Annotated in this window: 24 protein-coding genes; 11 read left to right on the top strand and 13 right to left on the bottom strand. The window is 62.7% G+C overall.

Annotated elements, in window-relative coordinates:
- Positions 1–51: 51 nt before the first annotated feature.
- Together NKI08_RS15755 and NKI08_RS15750 are read left to right on the top strand one after the other, a co-directional pair.
- The gene (locus NKI08_RS15755; protein ID WP_352770659.1) at positions 52–636 is read left to right on the top strand and encodes a DUF1214 domain-containing protein; all 585 of its coding nucleotides are present in this window, start codon (positions 52–54) and stop codon (positions 634–636) included.
- Positions 629–1,177 (top strand): DUF1254 domain-containing protein, encoded by a 549-nt coding sequence (locus tag NKI08_RS15750; protein WP_352770656.1) that lies wholly within the window; start codon positions 629–631, stop codon positions 1,175–1,177. Before NKI08_RS15755 ends, NKI08_RS15750 begins: the two co-directional genes overlap by 8 nt.
- Positions 1,178–1,191: 14 nt before the next feature.
- Here NKI08_RS15750 and NKI08_RS15745 read toward each other — a convergent pair whose 3' ends face one another.
- On the bottom strand, positions 1,192–1,377 hold the full coding sequence (locus NKI08_RS15745; protein WP_352540743.1) for a hypothetical protein: 186 nt from the start codon (positions 1,375–1,377) through the stop codon (positions 1,192–1,194).
- Positions 1,378–1,564: 187 nt separating this feature from the next.
- Between NKI08_RS15745 and NKI08_RS15740 the strand changes: the two genes are divergently transcribed.
- Positions 1,565–2,575 carry a DUF2336 domain-containing protein gene (locus NKI08_RS15740; RefSeq protein WP_352770653.1) on the top strand — a complete coding sequence of 337 codons (1,011 nt, stop codon included), beginning with the start codon at positions 1,565–1,567 and terminating at the stop codon, positions 2,573–2,575.
- Positions 2,576–2,586: 11 nt separating this feature from the next.
- Here NKI08_RS15740 and NKI08_RS15735 read toward each other — a convergent pair whose 3' ends face one another.
- The 3 genes from NKI08_RS15735 to NKI08_RS15725 all read right to left on the bottom strand — a co-directional run bounded on the left by NKI08_RS15735 (position 2,587) and on the right by NKI08_RS15725 (position 5,519).
- Positions 2,587–2,934: a DUF1491 family protein gene (locus tag NKI08_RS15735; protein ID WP_352449052.1), complete on the bottom strand. Its 348-nt coding sequence runs from the start codon at positions 2,932–2,934 to the stop codon at positions 2,587–2,589.
- A 94-nt stretch (positions 2,935–3,028) separates the two neighbouring features.
- Positions 3,029–3,796 (bottom strand): peptidoglycan-binding domain-containing protein, encoded by a 768-nt coding sequence (locus NKI08_RS15730; protein ID WP_352770650.1) that lies wholly within the window; start codon positions 3,794–3,796, stop codon positions 3,029–3,031.
- Positions 3,771–5,519, bottom strand: a complete 1,749-nt coding sequence (locus NKI08_RS15725; protein ID WP_352770756.1) for a sensor histidine kinase — start codon at positions 5,517–5,519, stop codon at positions 3,771–3,773. The genes NKI08_RS15730 and NKI08_RS15725 overlap by 26 nt, the downstream gene beginning before the upstream one ends.
- A 142-nt stretch (positions 5,520–5,661) precedes the next feature.
- On the opposite strand from NKI08_RS15725, the gene NKI08_RS15720 reads away from it, so the two are divergent.
- The 3 genes from NKI08_RS15720 (at position 5,662) to NKI08_RS15710 (ending at position 6,946) form a co-directional block, all read left to right on the top strand.
- The gene (locus tag NKI08_RS15720) at positions 5,662–5,874 is read left to right on the top strand and encodes a hypothetical protein (protein WP_352770647.1); all 213 of its coding nucleotides are present in this window, start codon (positions 5,662–5,664) and stop codon (positions 5,872–5,874) included.
- A gap of 161 nt (positions 5,875–6,035) precedes the next feature.
- Positions 6,036–6,404: a DUF5330 domain-containing protein gene (locus tag NKI08_RS15715; protein WP_352770753.1), complete on the top strand. Its 369-nt coding sequence runs from the start codon at positions 6,036–6,038 to the stop codon at positions 6,402–6,404.
- A 113-nt stretch (positions 6,405–6,517) separates the two neighbouring features.
- Positions 6,518–6,946 carry a SufE family protein gene (locus NKI08_RS15710; protein WP_352471107.1) on the top strand — a complete coding sequence of 143 codons (429 nt, stop codon included), beginning with the start codon at positions 6,518–6,520 and terminating at the stop codon, positions 6,944–6,946.
- A 113-nt stretch (positions 6,947–7,059) separates the two neighbouring features.
- On the opposite strand, the gene NKI08_RS15705 is transcribed toward NKI08_RS15710, so the two are convergent.
- Positions 7,060–7,485, bottom strand: a complete 426-nt coding sequence (locus NKI08_RS15705; protein WP_023677844.1) for a Ros/MucR family transcriptional regulator — start codon at positions 7,483–7,485, stop codon at positions 7,060–7,062.
- A 677-nt stretch (positions 7,486–8,162) separates the two neighbouring features.
- On the opposite strand from NKI08_RS15705, the gene NKI08_RS15700 reads away from it, so the two are divergent.
- From NKI08_RS15700 to NKI08_RS15690, 3 genes are all read left to right on the top strand, one after another.
- Positions 8,163–10,271 carry a S9 family peptidase gene (locus tag NKI08_RS15700; RefSeq protein WP_352770644.1) on the top strand — a complete coding sequence of 703 codons (2,109 nt, stop codon included), beginning with the start codon at positions 8,163–8,165 and terminating at the stop codon, positions 10,269–10,271.
- A gap of 77 nt (positions 10,272–10,348) precedes the next feature.
- Entirely contained in the window at positions 10,349–10,975 is a 627-nt protein-coding gene (locus NKI08_RS15695) for a LysE family translocator (RefSeq protein ID WP_352770641.1), read from the top strand.
- Positions 10,976–11,120: 145 nt separating this feature from the next.
- A complete protein-coding gene (locus tag NKI08_RS15690; protein WP_352449057.1) occupies positions 11,121–11,504 on the top strand; it encodes an SET domain-containing protein in 384 nt (127 codons plus the stop codon).
- Positions 11,505–11,515: 11 nt separating this feature from the next.
- Here the strand turns inward: NKI08_RS15690 and NKI08_RS15685 are convergent, their stop codons facing one another.
- The 4 genes from NKI08_RS15685 to NKI08_RS15670 all read right to left on the bottom strand — a co-directional run bounded on the left by NKI08_RS15685 (position 11,516) and on the right by NKI08_RS15670 (position 14,676).
- On the bottom strand, positions 11,516–12,466 hold the full coding sequence (locus NKI08_RS15685; protein ID WP_352770638.1) for a cytochrome c: 951 nt from the start codon (positions 12,464–12,466) through the stop codon (positions 11,516–11,518).
- A 9-nt stretch (positions 12,467–12,475) separates the two neighbouring features.
- The gene (locus NKI08_RS15680; protein WP_352449059.1) at positions 12,476–12,919 is read right to left on the bottom strand and encodes a c-type cytochrome; all 444 of its coding nucleotides are present in this window, start codon (positions 12,917–12,919) and stop codon (positions 12,476–12,478) included.
- 174 nt (positions 12,920–13,093) lie between these two features.
- A complete protein-coding gene (locus NKI08_RS15675) occupies positions 13,094–13,690 on the bottom strand; it encodes a superoxide dismutase (protein WP_352770634.1) in 597 nt (198 codons plus the stop codon).
- 107 nt (positions 13,691–13,797) lie between these two features.
- Positions 13,798–14,676 (bottom strand): branched-chain amino acid aminotransferase, encoded by an 879-nt coding sequence (locus NKI08_RS15670; RefSeq protein WP_352770631.1) that lies wholly within the window; start codon positions 14,674–14,676, stop codon positions 13,798–13,800.
- A 151-nt stretch (positions 14,677–14,827) separates the two neighbouring features.
- Here NKI08_RS15670 and NKI08_RS15665 point away from each other — a divergent pair, with 151 nt between their 5' ends.
- Positions 14,828–15,490 carry a haloacid dehalogenase type II gene (locus NKI08_RS15665; protein WP_352770628.1) on the top strand — a complete coding sequence of 221 codons (663 nt, stop codon included), beginning with the start codon at positions 14,828–14,830 and terminating at the stop codon, positions 15,488–15,490.
- A 175-nt stretch (positions 15,491–15,665) separates the two neighbouring features.
- A complete protein-coding gene (locus NKI08_RS15660) occupies positions 15,666–16,490 on the top strand; it encodes a L,D-transpeptidase (protein ID WP_352770625.1) in 825 nt (274 codons plus the stop codon).
- Between the two features lie 357 nt (positions 16,491–16,847).
- Here the strand turns inward: NKI08_RS15660 and NKI08_RS15655 are convergent, their stop codons facing one another.
- The 4 genes from NKI08_RS15655 to NKI08_RS15640 form a co-directional block, all read right to left on the bottom strand.
- Entirely contained in the window at positions 16,848–17,267 is a 420-nt protein-coding gene (locus NKI08_RS15655; RefSeq protein ID WP_352743187.1) for an Ohr family peroxiredoxin, read from the bottom strand.
- 55 nt (positions 17,268–17,322) lie between these two features.
- The gene (locus NKI08_RS15650; RefSeq protein WP_352770622.1) at positions 17,323–18,384 is read right to left on the bottom strand and encodes an alpha/beta fold hydrolase; all 1,062 of its coding nucleotides are present in this window, start codon (positions 18,382–18,384) and stop codon (positions 17,323–17,325) included.
- A gap of 46 nt (positions 18,385–18,430) precedes the next feature.
- Positions 18,431–19,183, bottom strand: coding sequence for an SDR family oxidoreductase (locus NKI08_RS15645; RefSeq protein ID WP_352770619.1), 753 nt, complete (start codon positions 19,181–19,183; stop codon positions 18,431–18,433).
- A 91-nt stretch (positions 19,184–19,274) separates the two neighbouring features.
- Positions 19,275–19,931 (bottom strand): VOC family protein, encoded by a 657-nt coding sequence (locus tag NKI08_RS15640; RefSeq protein ID WP_502899613.1) that lies wholly within the window; start codon positions 19,929–19,931, stop codon positions 19,275–19,277.
- Positions 19,932–20,002: the final 71 nt, after the last annotated feature.

Raw genomic sequence — 20,002 nt, 5'->3', positions numbered from 1 at the left:
TATCCCCGAGCGGCAATCTTTCAGTCCCGGCCTTCGGTTCCCTGCCTCCTCATGCTCAAGAACGCCTTCCTGACACTGCTTTCGCTTGCCATCGCCGTCGTCGGCGGTGGCGGCAGCGTCTGGTATGCACTGAAGCTGCAGGATGGCGTCGGCGCCATCAGGATCGGCCAATGGACCGCCTTTCCCGACATCGGCACGCCGACGGCAGATCCCTATTCGAAGGCCCGCGTGGCTCGCGAAGGCGTGCTGGCGCTCGGACAGGCGGAAGGACTGTCCTTCATAGCCGAGCGCGATTCCGGCGGCGAACAGCTCCGGCGGCAATGTGCCTACAAGATTGCGGGCGGCTTTCCCACCGCCCGGTTCTGGACGCTTTATGCCGCCGACCAGTCGCTTGCCGTGGTCGAGACCGGCAAGCCGAGGCCGGCTGCGCTGCAGTCCTATCAAGTGCTGCGCCAGGCCGACAATGCGGTGGTCATTTCCGTCGGCAGCCGCCCTGCGCCCGGCAACTGGCTGCTGACCAGCGGCGCCGGCAAGATGTACTTGGTGCTTACGTTCTACGACACGCCGATCGCCAGCAGCACCGGTCTCTCGGACGTCACGCTGCCGCAGATCCAGAAGGTCGGCTGCAATGCGTAGCCTGCTGCATGCAGTGCTGCTCGGCCTGCTCGGCGCCGGCATCGTGCACATCATCGTGCTGCTGCTCGTCCCCGAGTTCTCCGAACGCGACGCCTGGTCGCGATTGGCCATGGCTTCGGATCTCTACAAGACGACCAGGCTCGACGCGGAAGCCGGCGGCGCGCCGGTGGTGAAATCGGTCGATCCGCTATTTTATGCAGCGGCATGCCGCTTCGACCTTGCCGAGGGGATGGTGCGGGTCAAGGCGCCGGGCAAGGTGCCGTTCTGGTCGATATCGGTCTATGACCGCGGCGGCCACAACATCTACTCGTTCAACGACCACAGCGCGACCGCAGGCATGCTCGACACCGTTGTGCTGACGCCGGCCCAGATGATCGAGGTCCGCAAGGATCTTCCCGAGGAACTGCAAGGGGCCATCTTCGTCGAGGCGCCGATAGAGGAAGGCGTATTCGTCATCCGTTCGTTCGTGCCCGACGACAGCTGGAAGCCGATCGTCTCGCGGTTTCTCGAACAGAGTTCCTGCGAACTGCAGGATTTTTAAGCCGGTTCCGATGCTCAGTGATGCGGTACCGGCAATGTTCCCGAAGGTCCCGGCTTGTCAGGGCCGGCCGGCCGCGTTTCGCCGGTCTGCGGCCGCTGTTCGTAGCGGACCCCGGGAAAGATGATCACTGCCGCCGGCGCGGTTTGTTGTGCTCGATTGGTTGCCGCCGTTCGCGGCACGAAAGACAGTACCATGCCCATGGTTCGCGTATTCCTCTCGGTTGCCCCGGAGCACAACGCAACGCCTCCATAGTCGATTAAGAAGGCAGTAGGTTAACGGAGCGCTAACGGATCGCCGCTAAATTGATCTTTGTTCTTGGGAAACGCGAAACCGGTTCAGCCCGGCAGAGCGCTGTCCAGATCGTGTCGAGTGTCGGGCGTATCCTTCGTGTCAGCTTCGGATTTCAGGCAAATCGCAGCAGGAGCTGAATCGGGAAAGGCCGAAAGGCTGTTTCGCGCCGCGGTATCGGCGTTCTGCTCGCTCACCCGGCCTTCGCGCCGGGAAATCGCGCAGCTCGAAGACCTGACGCTGCCGCTGTTCGAGAATGTCTCGGTCGAATCGCGCCGCTACGTCGCGGCAGCCCTTTCCGAATGCGAATATGCACCCGCCGCGCTGGTGCGGCGGCTTTGCCAGGAGCGGGTCGACATCGCCGCTCCGCTGCTCATCCGCTCGCGCGCCCTCAGCGACGTCGACCTGATCGCGCTGATCGGACGTCACGGCCTGCCGCATGCCCGTGCCATTGCCCGCCGCAAGGATCTCAATCAGACGATCGCGGATCTCATCAAAGTGCTCGAAAGGCCGACGCTGGTGCGGTCGCAGCAGCAGCCGGAAACAACCGCCAAAGCCGCGTCCGAAAACGCCGAAGTGGTTGCGGGCGAGGTCAACAGGCAAGAGGCTTCCGATGCCGCTGAAACTGTACGCCGCCGGTTGCGATCCATGATGCGCGCCGAGAGCGGCGCTTCCATCAGTCCGTTCGTCGAGCCACAAACCTATGTCAATCTGCGCGAGACCGCGCTGACCGGCAATGCGGCATTCTTCCAGACAGCGCTCGCCGATGCGCTCGAAGTCGATTTTTCAACGGCGCGGACGCTCACCGCGAGCCACAATTACACACCGCTGCTGGCCGCCTTGCGGGCGCTCGACCTCAGCGAAGACAAGGCGTTCCTGATCACGGCCGCCATCTATCCGACCGAGTTTCCGCACCCGCAGGCGATCCGCATCTTCCTCGACCGCTACCGCCTGCTGCACCGCGACGCGGCGTTGGACAGGCTCCGCGGCTGGAAGGCCGAGACCGTGTCGAAAATCGTTCGCAAGCCTGGGCGCGTCGCCGCAAATGCCGACCTGCGCAAGCCGAACAGCGCCGATATGACCGCCACCCCAAAGGCGCGTCGCGTCTGAAGCGCTTGCCGTTAAGACGCCTTGACCGAGATAAGCTCCTCGACGGGAATGGCGCCCGCCTCGATCTCGACCACCCAGATATCCGGATCGAATCTCTTCTCGCGCTCCAGCCGCGCGTCGAAGATGGCGGCATCGTCGCCTTCGCCAAGCAGGCTGAAAAAACGGTCGTCCGGCCTGGCTGAATCGTAACTCGTCTGCGGCGCCGGCCCGAACAGCGCCATCTCCCCTTGCCTGCCCCGCGCCAGCACGAAAACCGCGCCGGCTTCCGTCGCGCCGCGCTTGACCACGGCGGCAAAGCCGCCGGCGCTGAAAACCCGGCGCAACAGCGCCGACACCCACAGATCGGTGGTTACCCGCATGGAGTATTCCTGGACATGCGGCGGTCCTTACAGCATTGGCCGGAAAACCGTAACCGGTCTTTGCCGAGCGACCGGCGAGCGGCCGTCACGACCCTCAGTTGGTCAGGCCGATCTCGCGCATCTTGACGTAGACGATCTCGTCGGGCTCGCCGGTCTCCGGCAAGCCGAACAGCGCTTGGAATTCCTTGATCGCGGCCTTGGTGCGCGCGCCGACGACGCCATCCAATTGCATGTCGTCATTGCCGAACGCTTTCAGTCCGGCCTGGATCTTGACGATGCGGGGATCCGGCGCCGTCGCATTTGCCGGTGCGGACACCGGAATGGCGGCCGGAGCAGCGGCCGTTTCGACCGGCCGCGGCACCGGATGCGGTACCACGGCCGCGGTCTTTGGCGTGGCGCCCAGTTGATCCAGCAGGACGCTGTCGATCTCGCCGGAGGCATTCAATCCGACCTTCTGCTGATAGGCCTGGATGGCCTTGCGCGTATTCGGTCCGGGAATGCCGTCGACAGTGCCGGAATAGAAATCGAGATCCTTCAATATGCCCTGGACCTGCTCGACGACCGGGTCGCTCTTGATCGGCGCAGCGGCCGGTCGCACGATATTGATGGTGGTTTCGGGCTCGTCGCTGTCCGCCCGGGAAAAGCGCTCGATACTCCTCGTGGCGAAAAACGCGCCGGCATGCGGAAAAGGCTGGTACCAAAGCGCGTTCGCCGAGACGTAGAACAGCGTCACCAGGAACGCGGTGGAGCCGCCGACCACAACAGGATTGCGCGAGATCAGGCTGCCCAGCGCCATCGCTCCGTGCTCGAAGGCATTGCCGCGGCGTTTGACCGCCTTAGGCTGTTTTGCGGAGCGACCCATTGCTCTCCCCTTTGCCACCGTCCGCCTTGGCTTTGACTGCGGACATCGGCACCACGCCGGCCTTCTCCGCCGAGCGGCCCGTCGGGCCGTTCACGGGAAGGCTGATCGTCACCGTGGTGCCCTCGCCCGGCATGCTTTCGATCGACATGGTGCCCTCGTGCAGCGCCACCAGCCCCTTCACCAGCGAAAGCCCGAGCCCGGTGCCTTCGAAACGGCGGGTATAGTCGTTCTGGATCTGCATGAACGGCTTGCCGAGATTGGCGAAATCTTCCTCGGCGATGCCGATGCCGGTGTCCCGGACCCAGAAATGCAGCCGCGAGCCGATGCGCTTGGCGCCGATGACAACATTGCCGCCTTCGGGCGTGAACTTGATCGCGTTAGAGACGAGATTGATCAGGATCTGCTGCACGGCACGACGGTCGGCATTTATTTCGCCTGCGTCCGGCGCGATCTGGGCCTGCAGATCGATGGCCTTTGCCTCGGCTTGCAGGCGCATCATCGATTGGCACATCTCGACCGCTTCGCGGAAGCGGAACGGTTCCGGCTCGGTCGCGTAAGCGCCCGATTCGATCCGCGATACGTCGAGTATCGAGGTGACGACGGCAAGCAGGTGCTGGCCAGAATCCCTGACCAGCCCGACATATTCCTTCTGGCGCGGATCCTTGAAGCTGCCGAACATCTCGTGCAGCAGCATGTCGGAAAAGCCGATGATGGCATTGAGCGGGGTGCGCAACTCATGGCTGACGACGGCAAGGAAGCGTCCTTTCGCCACCTCGGCGGAGGCAGCCGCCTCATTGGCAGCGGCAAGCTCCTGGCGCCGTCCGGCCAGTTCGTCGTTCTCGCGCAGAAGAAGCGTGAAGACAGTCTCCTGCCCCGGCGCGCGCATCATCTCGAGCGAGAACGGCCGGTAATTGTCGGCCGTCACGCCGCTGCTCTGCGGCAACCTTACGCGAAGGTCGAGCCGGGTCGACAGGTCGCCATCGCGCATATCGGCCAGCGCACTGAGATACGGGACGCGGTCGGACAGATGGATGCGATCGAAAAGTCCGGTGCCGAAAAGCAGCTCCGGCGGCAGCCGCAGCATAGTGCGTGCCTTAGCCGAGACGTCCAGAACCTCGCCATGCGCCGCGATTCGCAGCACGACGGCGTCGATGAGGTCTTCGAGCCGGTGGCTGCCGGCCGGATCGAGCTGTGCGTTGGCGGCGCCGCGAAGCGGAGCGATACGCGGAATGAGCGTGAGTGCCCAGGCCAGTGGTACCAGCCAGTGCCATGCGGCGATTTCGGTCTGGTGGTCGAGCGGCAAGACGGAACCGGCTAAAGGCTGCAGCAAGACTGCGACAAAGGCCGATATGGCGCCCCAGATCACGGCACGGCGCGACTGGCCGATCCACCACGCTTCAAACGGCAGCGCCACCGCGAGCAAGGCAACCGGCGAGGCCACACCGCCGGCGGCAGCGATAAGGGCACCGAGGGCAACGCTGCCGACGACCAAGGCGAGTTGGCCGGCCAGGGCCATCTTGCCCGATGCCGCCACCAGCAGGGCGGCGAACCAGCAAAGGCCGAACGCCGCAAAGATCGCAGCCACAGTCACGGCCGCGCCCATTCCCGACGTCACCAGCGTCACCGCTGCACCCGCGCTGAAGAAAGGCGCCGCCAGCATGACGCCAATGAACCGGCTGTGGCGGCGACGATCGCTCTGGCCGAGCACGGACGGATGAACCATCCGTTCGCAACCGGCGGCTATCGCGCCCGGCAACTCGGCGTATCTGGCCTTGATCGCACTCAACTCAACGCACCCGGTCGTGAACGGCCCTGCTTTGCAGGCGGCTTTTGTCGATCCGAAACTCGCATCCAGCGTTTAAGGAATGGATAAGGCTGGGCTGATCGTCCCCCGGCAGGCTGCAAATATCGGGATACCGGCGGGGAAAAACCGGGGCAATTGCCGCCATAGTAAACGGAGCGTTATCCGCACGCCCGCGCCTGACGTTGCGGCCGATGGCATCAAACTGTCGCCGATTAAGAAAATGATCATGAAAAACAAACGGTTGGATGGTTATCATTTGCTGAATGAAATCTGAACCATTCGAGGCAAATGAACTTCAAACCGCTTCGTTTCGAATCTGCCTAAAATTTGAGGAAAACTGTTGCTTTCGGGACAAGCCGTCCTTTGCGCGTCTGTGTCAGTATCGCGGTACAGGTCGTGCGGTTCGGAGGCATGACCGTCATAAAGGACAGACAGATGGGCTTTCTGATAAGAGCTGCTTTCTGGTTTTCGCTGGTGCTTCTGGCGCTACCGCTGGGTGTCGGCGCCGATGATGCGGGCCGCGAAAGCGTCGGACCGCTCCAGGCGCTGTTTGCGGCGCGCGAAGCCGTCGGCGATATCGCCGGCATCTGCGAGCGCAAGCCGGACGTGTGCGAGACCGGCAAATCGGCAATGCACACCATCACCGCCCGGGCCCGGGAGACCGTCAAGATCGCGGCTGCCATGCTGGACGACAAGGCCGCTGAACCCGATACAGTGACGACTACCGGCAGCGTGCCGGGGGAAATCGTCTTGCCGGCGAAAGTCGATCTGCCGGCGAAACTGCACTTGCCGGCGAAGAACTGAGACTGTTTCGGCCGAATTCATCGCCAGACCGCAAGGCTCCCCATGCCCGGCGCCTGCGGCGTTTCTCCTCTTTTTCCGTGACGTGGCAGCGCCGGATGACTATATCCGGGGGCATGACGACGACGATCCAGACCATCCGCGACGACTTTTCCCTGCTCGACGAGTGGGAAGACCGCTATCGCTATGTGATTGAACTGGGTGAAGCGCTGCCGCCGTTTCCGGATGAGCAACGCATACCGGCAAACAAGGTGCCCGGCTGCGTCAGCCAGGTCTGGTTGACCACCGAACAGGGCGGGGGTGCCGACCCCGTTATCACCTTCAAGGGCGATTCCGACGCCCATATCGTGCGCGGCCTGGTCGCCATCATGCTGGCGCTGTTTTCGGGACGGCCGGCCAGCGAAATCCAGAGGACCGACGCCGAGGCAACGCTAAAGGCACTCGGGCTTGACGAGCACCTGTCGCCGCAGCGCGCCAATGGCCTTCGCTCGATGGTCAAGCGCATCAAGCGTGACGCCGAGGCAGCGCTGAAGCAGACCGCCTGACGCACGGCAGGTGCCGGCGGCATGAAGAACTGGCGGCCCAAGCTTGGTCTCCCCCCAATGCGAAAACGGCGCCCGCAGGCGCCGTTTGAGTATCAAACCGGAAGAGCCCCTTGTCAGCGTCCCTTGCGCTTGCGGCCGAGACCCATCTTCTTGGCGAGCTGCGAACGGGCGGCCGCGTAATTGGGCGCAACCATCGGATAGCTCGGGTCCAGGTTCCACTTTTCGCGATACTGGTCGGGCGTCAGATCATAGTGGGTCATCAAGTGACGCTTGAGCGACTTGAACTTCTTGCCGTCTTCGAGACAGATGATGTAGTCGTCATGCACCGACCGCTTCGGATTTACCGCCGGCTTCTGCTTGTCGGCAGGCGGCTGCTCGGCGGCCCCGCCGACGCGCCCGAGAGCGGCGTGGACATCGGCGATAAGGTTCGGCAGTTCGCCGACCGGTACGGGATTGTTGCTGACATAGGCGGCCACCACGTCGGCGGTGAGCTCGATCAGCGCGTCACTGTTTCTGGAAGGTGTTTCGGTAATATCCATGGCGTTCAGGTCCCAACGAGAATTGTTTCTGTCTACGCCCTATTTTTGGCAAGCAGGGCATCGCGCGAACTTGTGCAGGAAAAAGCCTCCGCGATTCGCGTCGCGCCATCTTAATGAGCCTGAGCGCCAAGTAAGTCAATTCGCGTCTTGCGGTCTATTCAGCGATACAAGTCAAATATTCCTCATTCAGCTTCACTCTTTCGTGCAAAGTGTAACTTTGCCGTTTTTTCTGGTCAGACCAGCATCGACTGACGCGGCGGCAAGCAGCAATTACACAAACGGCAGCAGGTAAATAGAGTTCGATGCTTGACCCTGCCGGCGGCATTACAGCCAGGGTGATCGGCGGATTCAGTAAAATCATAGGTTGCGAAGCGTTACTGTTGCTCGCGAGCCGTCGCCGGAGCGGTGCGCTGTGTCATTGAAAGGGGGTAATGTATTTCCGTAGACCCAGCCATATCGGCCACTTGCAAAGCCGCGAAGGCAGTTGCATGAGATTGACCGGCACTGGCAGGGTCATCGCAGCGACGGCGAGAACCGCGGCAGTCCGAGAAGAAATATTCGTTATCCGCTCCTCCAGCCCGTCCTCTCGAGCCACCACGACGATAGATCATAGCCCTTGAACCCGCGCTGCTCGGCGTGTTCATTCGCCATTCAAGTAGCTTCCACAGCGAGACGCAATGACCAGAACCCCAGTGTTTCCGACCGCCACGCCGCAGCCGGAGAAGCGGCCGATCTTCGACACGCATCACGGCATAACGCGGACGGACGATTATGCCTGGCTGAGGGCCGCCAATTGGCAAGAGATGTTCAGGGATCCGTCCCTGCTCGACGGCCAAATCCGCGCCCACCTCGAAGCCGAGAATGCTTACCAGGCGGCGCTGATGGCCGATACCGTCCAACTGCAGAAGCAGCTTTTCGCGGAAATGAAGGGACGCATCAAGGAAGACGATTCTTCCGTGCCGATGAAGGACGGACCTTACGCCTACGGCTCCTCCTTCAAGCTTGGCGGCCAGCAGCCGCGTTATTTCCGCACGGCGCGTGACGGCGGCGACAAGCAGATATTGCTCGACGGCGATGCCGAGGCCGAGGGCAAGCCCTATTTCCGCCTGGGCGGCGTCGATCATTCGCACGACCACAGCAAGCTGCTCTGGGCCTTCGACGACAAGGGTTCCGAATTCTACACGCTGCGCGTCCGCGATCTGGCCGGCGGCAACGATCTGGCGGACAGGGTCCCGGACACCGGCGGCGGCGGTGTGTGGGATGCCGGCAATGACGGTTTTTTCTACACCCGCCTCGACCCCAACCACCGTCCTTCCAAAGTGCTGTTCCATGCGCTTGGCGACGGTCCTGATAACGACCGGCTGATCTACGAGGAGACCGATCCCGGCTTTTTTATGGATGTCGGCGGCACGCGCTCCAACGAGTGGATCATGATCGGCATCAACGACCATGAGACCTCGGAATACCGTATCATGAGCGCCAACGATCCGTTCGCAGAGCCGAAGCTGGTTGCGGCGCGCCAGACCGGCCTGCAGTACGAACTCGAGGAAGGCGGCGACATCTTCTTCATCCTCACCAATGCCGACGGCGCCAAGGACTTCAAGATCATGACGGCGCCGGCCCATGATCCGGTGCGCGCCAATTGGCAGGAACTGGTGCCGCACAAAGCGGGCCGGCTGATCCTTTCGGTCATCGGCTTCAAGGACCACATGGTCCGGCTCGAGCGCAAGGAAGGCCTACCGCGCATCGTCGTGCGCGACCGCAAGAGCGGCGAGGAGCACCTGATCTCCTTCGACGAGGAAGCCTTCTCGCTCGGCCTGTCCGGCTCCTACGAATACGATACCGAGATCATGCGCTTTTCCTATTCGTCGATGACGACCCCGGCGCAGGTCTTCGATTACAACATGCGCACCCGCGAGCGGGTGCTGCTCAAGACCCAGGAAGTGCCGTCCGGCCACGACCCGGAGCACTACGTCACGCGCCGGCTGATGGCACCTGCCGCCGACGGCGAACTGGTGCCGATCTCGCTCCTCCATCACCGCGACACACCGCTCGACGGGTCCGCCCCTTGCCTGCTTTACGGCTACGGCTCGTATGGCATCACCGTGCCGGCCGCGTTCAACACCAATCTGTTTTCGCTGGTCGACCGCGGCTTTGTCTACGCGATAGCCCATGTTCGCGGCGGCAAGGACAAGGGCTATGGCTGGTACGACGACGGCAAGCGGGTGAACAAGATGAACACGTTCACCGATTTTGTCGCTGCCGCCCACCACCTCGTCGCCGAACGCTATACGCAGCATGACCGCATCGTTGCGCAAGGCGGTTCGGCCGGCGGCATGCTGATGGGCGCGGTCGCCAACATGGCGCCGCAATGCTTCGGCGGAATCGTCGCCGAGGTTCCCTTCGTCGACGTGCTCTCCACCATGCTCGACGCCAGCTTGCCGCTGACGCCGCCGGAATGGCCGGAATGGGGCAATCCGATCGCGTCGGCGGAGGATTACCGGACCATCACCGCCTACTCGCCCTACGACAATGTCGCCGCACTCGACTATCCGCCGATCCTGGCACTGGCCGGCCTGACCGACCCGCGCGTCACCTATTGGGAGCCGGCCAAATGGGTGGCGCGGCTGCGCGACCGCAAGACGGGTGAAAATCCGGTGCTGTTCAAGATCAACCTGGATTCAGGCCATGCCGGCGCCTCCGGCCGGTTTTCAAGACTGGAGGAAATCGCCTTCACCTACGCCTTCGCGCTCAAGGTGACAGGCAAGGCCGAGCTTGCGGCGTGAACATCGGCGGATGAGCGGTCATTGCCTTCCGTTCCGCGACGTGGCTTCATTGGCGGTGAGAGTTGCGGAGCCCACCAATGATCGATCTCGCCACGTTGATAGCTTATGTCGCGGTTGTGCTTGGCTTTGTCTTCATCCCGGGTCCGGCCACCCTTCTGACCGTGGCGCGGGCTACTAGTTCCGGAACCAGGGTTGGCATCGCGACCGGCGCGGGGATCGCGGCCGGCGACGTGGTTCACACCTTCATGGCGATCGTCGGCATTTCGGCGATCATTGCCACGTCGGCGGCGCTTTTCAGCATCGTGAAGTACATCGGCGCAGCCTACCTCATTTATCTCGGCATTCGCGCGATCATCGAGAAAACGCCGGCCTATCCGGCCGCCGGCGCACTCGCGATCCCCGCTGCCAAAGCATTTCGGCAGGCTGTTTTGACCGAGGTTCTCAATCCCAAGACCGCACTTTTCTTCCTCGCATTTCTTCCGCAGTTCGTGCGGCCTGAAAACGGATCGGTGATGCTTCGACTGGCGATATTGGGCGTCATCTTTGTTCTGTTGGGCCTCGTCAGCACGGTGGTTTTCGCCGTGGGTGCGGGCGGCCTCGGTGCATTCCTGCGCCGAAACCCGACGGTGCTGAGATGGCAAGGCAAGGCTGTCGGCGGTATCTATTGCGCCTTAGGCATCCGGCTGGCGCTGCAACAGCGCTAGGGTCTCGACAGGCGACGAGCCGTACGAGGCTTCGGATAATGGGCAGGCACAGCTGATTTTCCGCTCGCAATTGCAAAGGCCGCGCGCTACCCAGTGCGCGGCCTTTTCACAGCCGCGCCAACACACAATCACCCAAGGATCTGCCATGTTGCTCGTCGATGTCTATCTCGACAAATCGCCCATCCAGGGCATCGGCGTCTTTGCCAAGAACCACATTGCCCGCGGCACGCTGGTCTGGAAGCTCGACCCGAAATACGACCGGCGCATCGAGGTAGCGGCCTACGAGCGGGAAACCGGGCCGGTCAGAACCTATCTCGACCGCTACGCCTATCCGGACCGGCGCGACCCGAACTACATCGTCTTCGAAGCCGACGATGCGCGCTACATGAACCATGCCGACAGCCCGAATTGCGACGTCTCGCAGCCGGAGGAGACCTATGCCTTGCGCGACATTGCGCCCGGCGAGGAAATGACCTGCGACTACAATCACTTCTTCGAAACCGGCTTCGACTTTCTCGGCGACCGCTGACGCAACGGCCGTCAGCTCGACGGCTTCTTGCGCGCCGGATAGCCGTTGGGGTGCGGCGGCACGGCTTTCAGGTAGGCGGCGATCGCCGCGCGGTCGTCCGGGGTCAGCACGGCCATGTTCCGCTGCACGTCGACCATTGCGCCGCCGACCGCATCGAAATCCGGCGTGAAGCCGGTTTCGAGATAGTTGGCGATGTCGGCCTCGGACCAGTCCGCGATGCCGCCCTCGCCCGACGTGATGTTCGGCACGATGCCGCTGCCTTCGGCCGCGGCCGCACCTGCCAGCCATTGGCTCTTCCTGGTGCCGCCGGCAAGATCCCGCGGCGTGTGGCATTCGCCGCAATGGCCGGGGCCTTCGACCAGATAGCGGCCTGTCACCACCGGATCCGGTGTGCCGTCGGGAAAGGAAACGACCGGCTGGTCACTCAAATAGAGCAGCTTCCACAAGCCAAGACCGCGTCGGACATTGAAGGGAAATGCCAGCGAATTGGCGGGCGGCTTGCCGGCGACCGCGGGTAACGTCTTCAGGAATGCATAGAGATCGGCAATGTCGGCCGGCTTCATGCGCGCGTAGGAAGTATAGGGAAATGCCGGATAGAGATGCTCGCCCGACGGCGACACGCCCTTCAGCATGGCGTTGGCAAGATCCTCGACCGACCAGGCGCCGATGCCGTCCCTGGTATCCTGCGATATGTTCGGCGGCACGAAGGTGCCGAATGGCGTCTTGAGTTCAAGGCCGCCCGCCAACTGAAGACGGGCGTCGCCTTGCGAGCCAGGCTTGGCATGACAGGATGTGCAGCCGCCGGCGTAGAAGATGCGCTTGCCCCTGGCGGCGTCGCCAGGACCAAGCTCAGCCAGCGTTGCGGCATCGAGCCTGACCGGAGCCGACAGGAACCAGCCGGCAATCGCGGCCGCGCCGCCCAGAACGAGGGCGGCGCCGACAAATTTCTTCAGCAAGCGCATTGCCCGCTATCAGCCTTTTTTTACCCGGTAGTTTTGATGGCAGTTGCCGCAGCCGCCGCCAATGGTGTTGAACTGCGCCTTCAACGCGTCGGCATCCGCAGGTGCTGCGGCGACCGCCGCCTTGACGTCGGCGAGGTACTTGCCTTCAGCCGTCTTGAAGCCGGCCATGTCCTGCCAGATTTTTGGGGACGCCGTGGTGTCGCCGGTGTCGCTGCCGGCCGGGAAAAGCGTGTCGACGCCGGCATGGAATTTCTCGGCATTGACCTGCAGTGCCTGCAACGCCGTCAGCACCGAAGCTGCGTCGTAGGGCGTCTCGCCCTTGACCACTTTCGACAAGCCGGCGGCGATCTTGCCACGTTCCTTCATCAGGGCCTGCCGGTCGGCTACCGGGTCGGCAAATGCCGCCGAACCAGCGAAGGCGAGCATCGAGATGGCGAGGATAAGCTTTCTCATTCACTTGGCTCCATGTTGAAGGCAGTTCAGGATGCGGTCCCACCCCGATGACAAACGGCAAGGATGGCTTAAAAATTCCGACGCTTCGCCTCACGCTTGCGTGAAATTTTTGCAGCTGTCGTTCTGATGCTGAAAAAGAAAAGCCCCGGTTCTGCCGGGGCTTTCTGGAACGGATCAGGCCTTTTCGTAGAGTTCGAGCACATAGTCCCAGTTGATGAGACTGTCGACGAAGGCTTCGAGATATTTCGGCCGGGCGTTGCGATAATCGATGTAATAGGAATGTTCCCAGACATCGACGCCGAGGATCGGCGTCGCGCCATGGACGAGCGGGTTCTCGCCATTCGGCGTCTTCGAGATCGCCAGCTTGCCGTCCTTGACCGAGACCCAGGCCCAGCCCGATCCGAACTGGGTGGTGCCGGCGGCGGTGAAGTCGGCTTTGAACTTGTCGTAGCCACCAAGGTCGCTGTCGACCGCCTTTTGCAATGCGCCGGGCAGCTTGTTGCCGCCGCCGCCCTTCTTCATCCATTTCCAGAAATGGATGTGATTGTAGTGCTGGGCGGCATTGTTGAAGAGGCCCGCATTCTTGCCGAAGGACTGTTTGACGGCCTCTTCGACCGACAAATCGCCCATGCCCGCCTCGGCGGCCAGCTTGTTGCCGTTGTCGACATAGGCCTTGTGGTGCTTGTCGTGATGATATTCCAGCGTTTCCTTGGACATATAAGGCTGCAAAGCCTCGTAATCATAGGGCAAGGCGGGCAATTCAAAAGCCATCGGTCGTACTCCCTCGTGGAAAAATCCGGTGTCGATACCGGACTAACATAGGACTGGATTGGTCTGGAACAACTCCGGAAACGAAGCGCCGGCCGCTTTTTAGCGGGTCAGCCGGGCGAAGTCGAATGCGCCCATTCCCAATAGAGTTTGCGCGCCTTCTTGGCCACCGGTCCGGGCTGCAGATTGCGATCCTCGATACGGGTGACCGGCACGACTTTCGAGTGGTTTCCGGTCGAGAAGATTTCGTCCGCCTCCAGGAAGTCGCGGATCGACAGCGTCTTTTCCGTCGTCGTGAAGCCGTATTCGCCTAGCAGGGCCATGGTGCGCGCGCGGGTAATGCCGGACAGGAAGGTGCCGTTCGGCGCCGGCGTCAGGACATGGCCGTCCTTGACCAGGAAAATATTCGAGGTCCCGGTCTCGGCGACATTGCCCAGCATGTCGAGCACGAGCGCATTGTCGAAGCCGCGCATCTTGGCTTCTAGGATGGCCCGGCCGTTGTTGGGATAAAGGCAGCCGGCCTTGGCGTTGGTCGGCATGGTTTCGATGGTCGGGCGCCGGAACGGCGACACCGTCACCGAAAAACCCGCCGGCGAGATCATCGGCGATTCATAGAGGCAAAGGCAAAAACGCGTCGAGGCCGGGTCGGCCGGCACGCCCATATAGCCGCCATGCTCGGCCCAATACATCGGCCTGATGTAGACTGCCGTCTTGCCGTCGAACTTCTTCAGCCCGTCCCAGGTCAGCCCGACGATCTTGTCGGTGCTCATCGTCGGCTTCAGGCCGAGCGCGATCGCCGAGGCGTTTACCCGCGCTGCATGGCGATCGAGATCGGGGGCGACGCCCTCGAACCAGCGGGCGCCGTCGAACACGCTGGTGCCGAGCCACATGGCGTGGCTGCGCGGCCCTAGAATGGCAACGTTGCCCTCGTACCAGTCTCCGTCAACGAAGGTCCATGTCGCGGATTGCGCCGCAGTCGCCAGTGTCATTGCCAGGTTCCGTTCGATGCTTGTTGCGGCGCATTGGAAGATGCTTTGGCGGCCGCCGTCAACCGGCTTGGCTGAGATTTGTTGAGGCCAGCGGGCTGGCGGACTGCAATCAGCGCTTGCGCCTTGCCTTACGCGGCCTCAAAATTGTCGAATGCAGTTCGCGGCTTACGTTTTCGACGCCTATGGCACGCTGTTCGACGTGCATGCGGCCGTGCGCCGTCACGCCGACCAGATCGGGCCGGACGGCCAGTTGCTGTCCGAGATCTGGCGCGCCAAGCAGCTGGAATATTCCTGGGTCAGGACGCTGATGGGGGCCTATGCCGATTTCTGGCAGCTCACCGAGCAGGCCCTCGACTTCGCCCTGCGCAAGGTTCCGTCCGCCGATGCCGGACTGAAAGCGAAGCTGCTCGAGGCTTATTGGCGGCTGGACTGCTATCCGGAGGTGCCGGCCGTGCTCAAGGCGCTCAAGGCATCGGGGGCAAGGCTGGCGATCCTGTCCAACGGTTCGCCTGAGATGCTGGAAGCGGCCGTCAAATCCGCCGCGCTCGACCAGGTCCTGGACGACGTCTTTTCCGTCGACAGCGTCAGGCGCTTCAAGACCGATCCGTCGGTCTACGACATGGTCACCACGGGCTGGCGCCTCTATCCGGGCGCTGTCTCTTTCCAGTCATCCAACCGCTGGGACGTCGCCGGCGCCACCAAATTCGGCTTCAGGACGGTGTGGATCAACCGCGCCAATCAGCCAGAGGAATACCGGGATTTTCCACCGGCCCTGATCCTGCCGTCCCTTGAAGGTCTGGTCGCCGGGGTTTGACGGCCGGACATGTTGCCTCGGCGCAACAGTGACGATCCAGTCACAGCTTTGCCTTTGTTTGTCCACCCTGCGGCCAGAATTGGAACCGCCTATCGCGCCGGGCATTGCTCGGGCAACCGCGCGCAACCGGGCGCATTCACGCTTTGTTGCGATTTAAGACTTAAAAAAGGCAATCATGTTCACATCCCCATCGTCCTCTCTGCGCCTTAGCCGTCGCGGTTTTCTCAACGCGGCCGCCCTTGGCGCCGCCTCGGTCGCGGTCTCCAGTTGCACCACGCTGTCGCAACAACCGGTCGAGCCGCCGCCGCCGACCTATGTCGAGCCGGCGCTCGGCGACTATGTGACGATGTATGGGCCGATGTCGGATGGCGGCTTCGAGCTGCCGGCCATACCGGTCGACAAGATCGACCCGCAGTTCCTGCGCCAGATCGTTGACGATCCGACCGGGCAGCAGCCGGGCACCATCGTCGTCGACACCACCAATCACTTCCTCTATCTGGTGCGCCCGGGCGGCCAGGCGATCCGCTACGGTGTCGGCCTCGGCCGCGCCGGCTTCGAATGGTCGGGCGATGCGGTGGTCCAATGGAAGCAGAAATGGCCGAAATGGACGCCGCCGGACGACATGATAGCGCGGCAGCCGGAGTTGAGACCCTACAGCGCCGAGAATGGCGGCATGCCCGGTGGGCTCAAGAACCCGCTTGGCGCGCGGGCGCTCTATCTCTTCCAGGGCAACCAGGACACGCTCTACCGCTTGCACGGTTCGCCGGAATGGCGGTCGATCGGCAAGTCGGTGTCGTCGGGCTGTGTTCGCCTGATGAACCAGGACATTATCGATCTCTACGACCGAGTGCCGAACAAGACCCCGGTCGTGGTGACGGCCGACATCGGCCAGCCGATGGTGGCCACAGCAAACCGCAAAGCCATCCCGATCGACGCCGGCGTGCCGGAAGGATCGATCCTGCTCGGCCCGGTCAAGGCGATCACAGACTCGATCTTCTGAGCTGACGGAAGCGCGGAGGCGGGATTGCTCACGGCTCCTGCTGGTTTTGCCGAGCGTCGGCTTGCCCGTTCCGGTGCCCGCCTTTGGATTTGACGCTTTCGTTGAGCAGCGGATTTTGCCGCGCCGTGTGCAGACGCCGGCGGTGACAGCTCATGAGCCAGAGCGGACATTTCGCGCTCAGAAGGGATTATCACGGTGACCGGAGGGATACCCCTCCTGTCATCCTGAGCGTATTTGTGCTGGATGCCCTCTCACAGGTGCGATGCCGTGGCAGGTTTTTGTAGACCTTGGCGAGAAGGAATGATCCAAAATGTAACCCTGGCCATGCCAATTGCTTCAACGATCGATGCAATCCACTCAGAGCAGGTTGATCGCAATTTGCACGTTGCCGCGCGTCGCTTTCGAGTACGGACAAATGTCGTGCGCCTCGTCGATCAGGGCTCGTGCGGTATTGTACTCCACGCCAGGCAGGCTGACGTTGAGCCGAGTGCTGAGAGAGTAGCCGTCGTCCCCGAGATTCAGATCAACCTCGGCATCGATTCTCACTCCGGCCGGCAGCGTAATTTTTTGTTCGTGAGCCACAGACGCAACCGCGCTTGCGAAGCTGGCCGACCAGCCGGCTGCAAGCAGTTGCTCCGGGTTGGTGCCGATGCGCGCCGATCCGGGTATGGAAAGCCTGATGTCCAGAAGGCCATCAGAGCTGCGCGAGGCGCCATTCTCGCGGCCACCTGTGGTTGCGGTCCTGGCCGTGTAAACAACCCTTGCGATCGGGTTCATAGGCATTCTTTTGGTGGTTGTCGTACCTGCCGGAGGGGCGGCGCCGCGAACTCGATCACGCGTCGACCTCGACAACGGCGTCGGCAAAGGCCTGTGGCGCTTCCTGAGGTAGGTTGTGTCCAATGCCGCCCATGACTACCCGGTGGCTATATTTGCCTGAAAACATCTTGGCGTAAGCGCTGGCGTCCGGATGCGGCGCGCCATTGGCGTCGCCCTCGAGCGTCATCGTGGGCACGGAGATGACGGGTGCCTGAGCAAGCCGCTGCTCCAGTGAATCATATTGCGCCTCGCCTTCTGCCAGGCCGAGCCGCCAGCGATAATTGTGGATGACGATCGCGACGTGATCCGGATTGTCGAAGGCCGCAGCACTCCGCTCGAACGTGGGCTCATCGAAATTCCATTGCGGCGAGGCGAGCTGCCAAATCAGCCTGGCGAAATCGCGCGTATATTTCTCGTAGCCGATACGGCCGCGATCGGTAGCGAAGTAATATTGGTACCACCATTGCAGCTCGGCCTTCGGCGGCAGCGGCAGTTTGCCGGCTTGCTGGTTGCCGATGAGATAGCCGCTCACCGAGACCATCGCCTTGCAGCGTTCCGGCCACAGGGCGGCGATGATGTTCGCCGTCCGAGCGCCCCAGTCGCAGCCGGCAATCGTCGCCTTCTCGATACCCAGCGCATCCATCGGTGCGACGATGTCGGCAGCAATGGCCGACTGCTGACCATTGCGCATCGTCTCGTCCGACAGGAACCGCGTCGTGCCGTATCCGCGCAGGTAGGGCACGATCACACGGCGGCCTTTCACCGCCAGAATGGGCGCAACGTCGACATATGTGTGGATGTCGTAAGGCCAGCCATGGAGAAGGATAACGGGCGGACCGTCGGCAGGGCCGCCCTCTGCATAGCCGACATTAAGGACACCGGCATCGATCTGCCTGGGTGCGCCGAACGAGTTCTTTGCCGTGTGCATCGCAGCCGCCGTCGTCTGGTCGACTCCGCTGGGCGCCGCCTTCGCTGTCGCGGTCATGCCGAGTTCGGCAAGCGTCATGCCCATTGCGGCTGCACCGATCAGGCGACGGCGGCGCTTATCGATTTTGTCGCAAACACTGATCGTGTTCATAGTGATGTCTCTTTGTGATGAGGCAATGTGCTTTGTTCCTGCGTAGTCACGAGACGAGCTGCTGGCCGCCGTCGACGTCGTATGTCGCGCCCGTCAGCGCCGTGTTGCTCATGATGTGAACGGCGAGCGCGGCGACATCAGCCGGTCCGACGACACGTCGGATTGGCAGCGTCCCGCGCAGTTCGTCGCGCCGCTTGTCGAGGTTGTCGCCGAGCAGCGACGCCGACAGTGGCGTGTCGACGAAGCCTGCGGCGATCAGGTTGACGCGTATCGGCGCGAGCTCGAGCGCGAGATTGGCGATGAGCGCGGGGAACGCGACGGTAACCGTCGAGACGATCGCGAGGCCTGGTTTTGGGCGGCGTGCGCCCGTGCCGCCCATGAATATCAGTGAGCCGGCCGACCCGACCTTGCCAGCGGCGCTGCGTGCCACATTGAGCGCGAGCAATAGGTGGTCCGTGAGATCGTGTCGTGCCTCCTCGGGAGGAATTTCGAGGGGTGAGCGATAATGGGGAGCGCCGGCAGTAACCATCACATGGTCGATCAAGTCCGGCAGATCTTGAAAGAACGACTTCAGCTGGGTCGCATCGTTGGCGTCGAAGGCGGCGGTGCCCTCAGCGCTAATCTCGCGCGCTGCTTGATCGAGGCGGTCGCGATTGCGTCCGGTGAGGATGACGCGGGCGCCTTCGGCGCGGGCACGCCGGGCGGTCTCCAGACCGATGCCGGCGCTACCGCCGATGACGACGACGGTCTGGCCAAGAAGTTCAGGTTCGCGCTGAGTGGGGATGGCTGCGGTACTCATGATTTCCTCCGATAAAGGCCGTCAGGCTGCCACGATCTCCGCAGGCCGCGGACGAATACGGCGGCAGTGTGCCGCCGTCTGGAAGCTCGTCCTACTGCGGCAGTTCCTCGCCAGACTGCTCGGCCACCATGTATTCGGCGTACCAGTCCGGCCAGTTCTCGTCGCGCTGGCCGCCGGTCCGCTTCTCGTGCTCTCCGTGGGCGACCGACGCGCGGCGCATTGCGGCGGCCAGGTCGCCCTCGGAGGCGAAGCTCGTCGCCTTCGAGTCGATCCGGCCCGGAAACCGGATGGTGATCTCCTGGAGCAGCCAGCCGTTCCCGTCGGGATCGCTGAACGTTGCAAAGGAGACGTAGCTGCGTCCCTCCGGGTCCCGACCATTGACAGCAGGCTGTCCCGGACCGGCACGGTGGAACACTTCGCTCACATCTGCACCGTGAGCGATGAGCTCGGCGCGCGCCGCTACGATGTCGGACACGATGAGATAGAGACCCTGTGTCGACCCCGGCGCGGCCGAGGTGACAGCCTTGCCGAAGTGGATCGAGCCAGGCGAGCCCGGAGGCGTGAACTGCACAACCCGGAACATGTCGCCGACCGCGAAGTCGGCATCGAGCCGCCAGCCGAGGCCCTCGTAGAACTGCTTGGAGCGGTCGACGTCTGCGACCGGAATAACGACAACCTCGAACTTCAGGTCGACGGGACGTGCGCTTGCGGTGTCGGAGGTCTTTTCGCCCTGACGGGCCGTTGCGATGTCTGACATGGTCGTTTTCTTTCCAGTTGGGTGGGACCTGGTCCTGCCCGATCGTTGCCACGTAATGACCG

Origin of the sequence: Mesorhizobium sp. M0768, from assembly GCF_040320195.1 — a bacterium.
Classification (GTDB): Bacteria; Pseudomonadota; Alphaproteobacteria; order Rhizobiales; family Rhizobiaceae; genus Mesorhizobium.
This window is presented reverse-complemented; position numbering and strand designations above follow the sequence as displayed.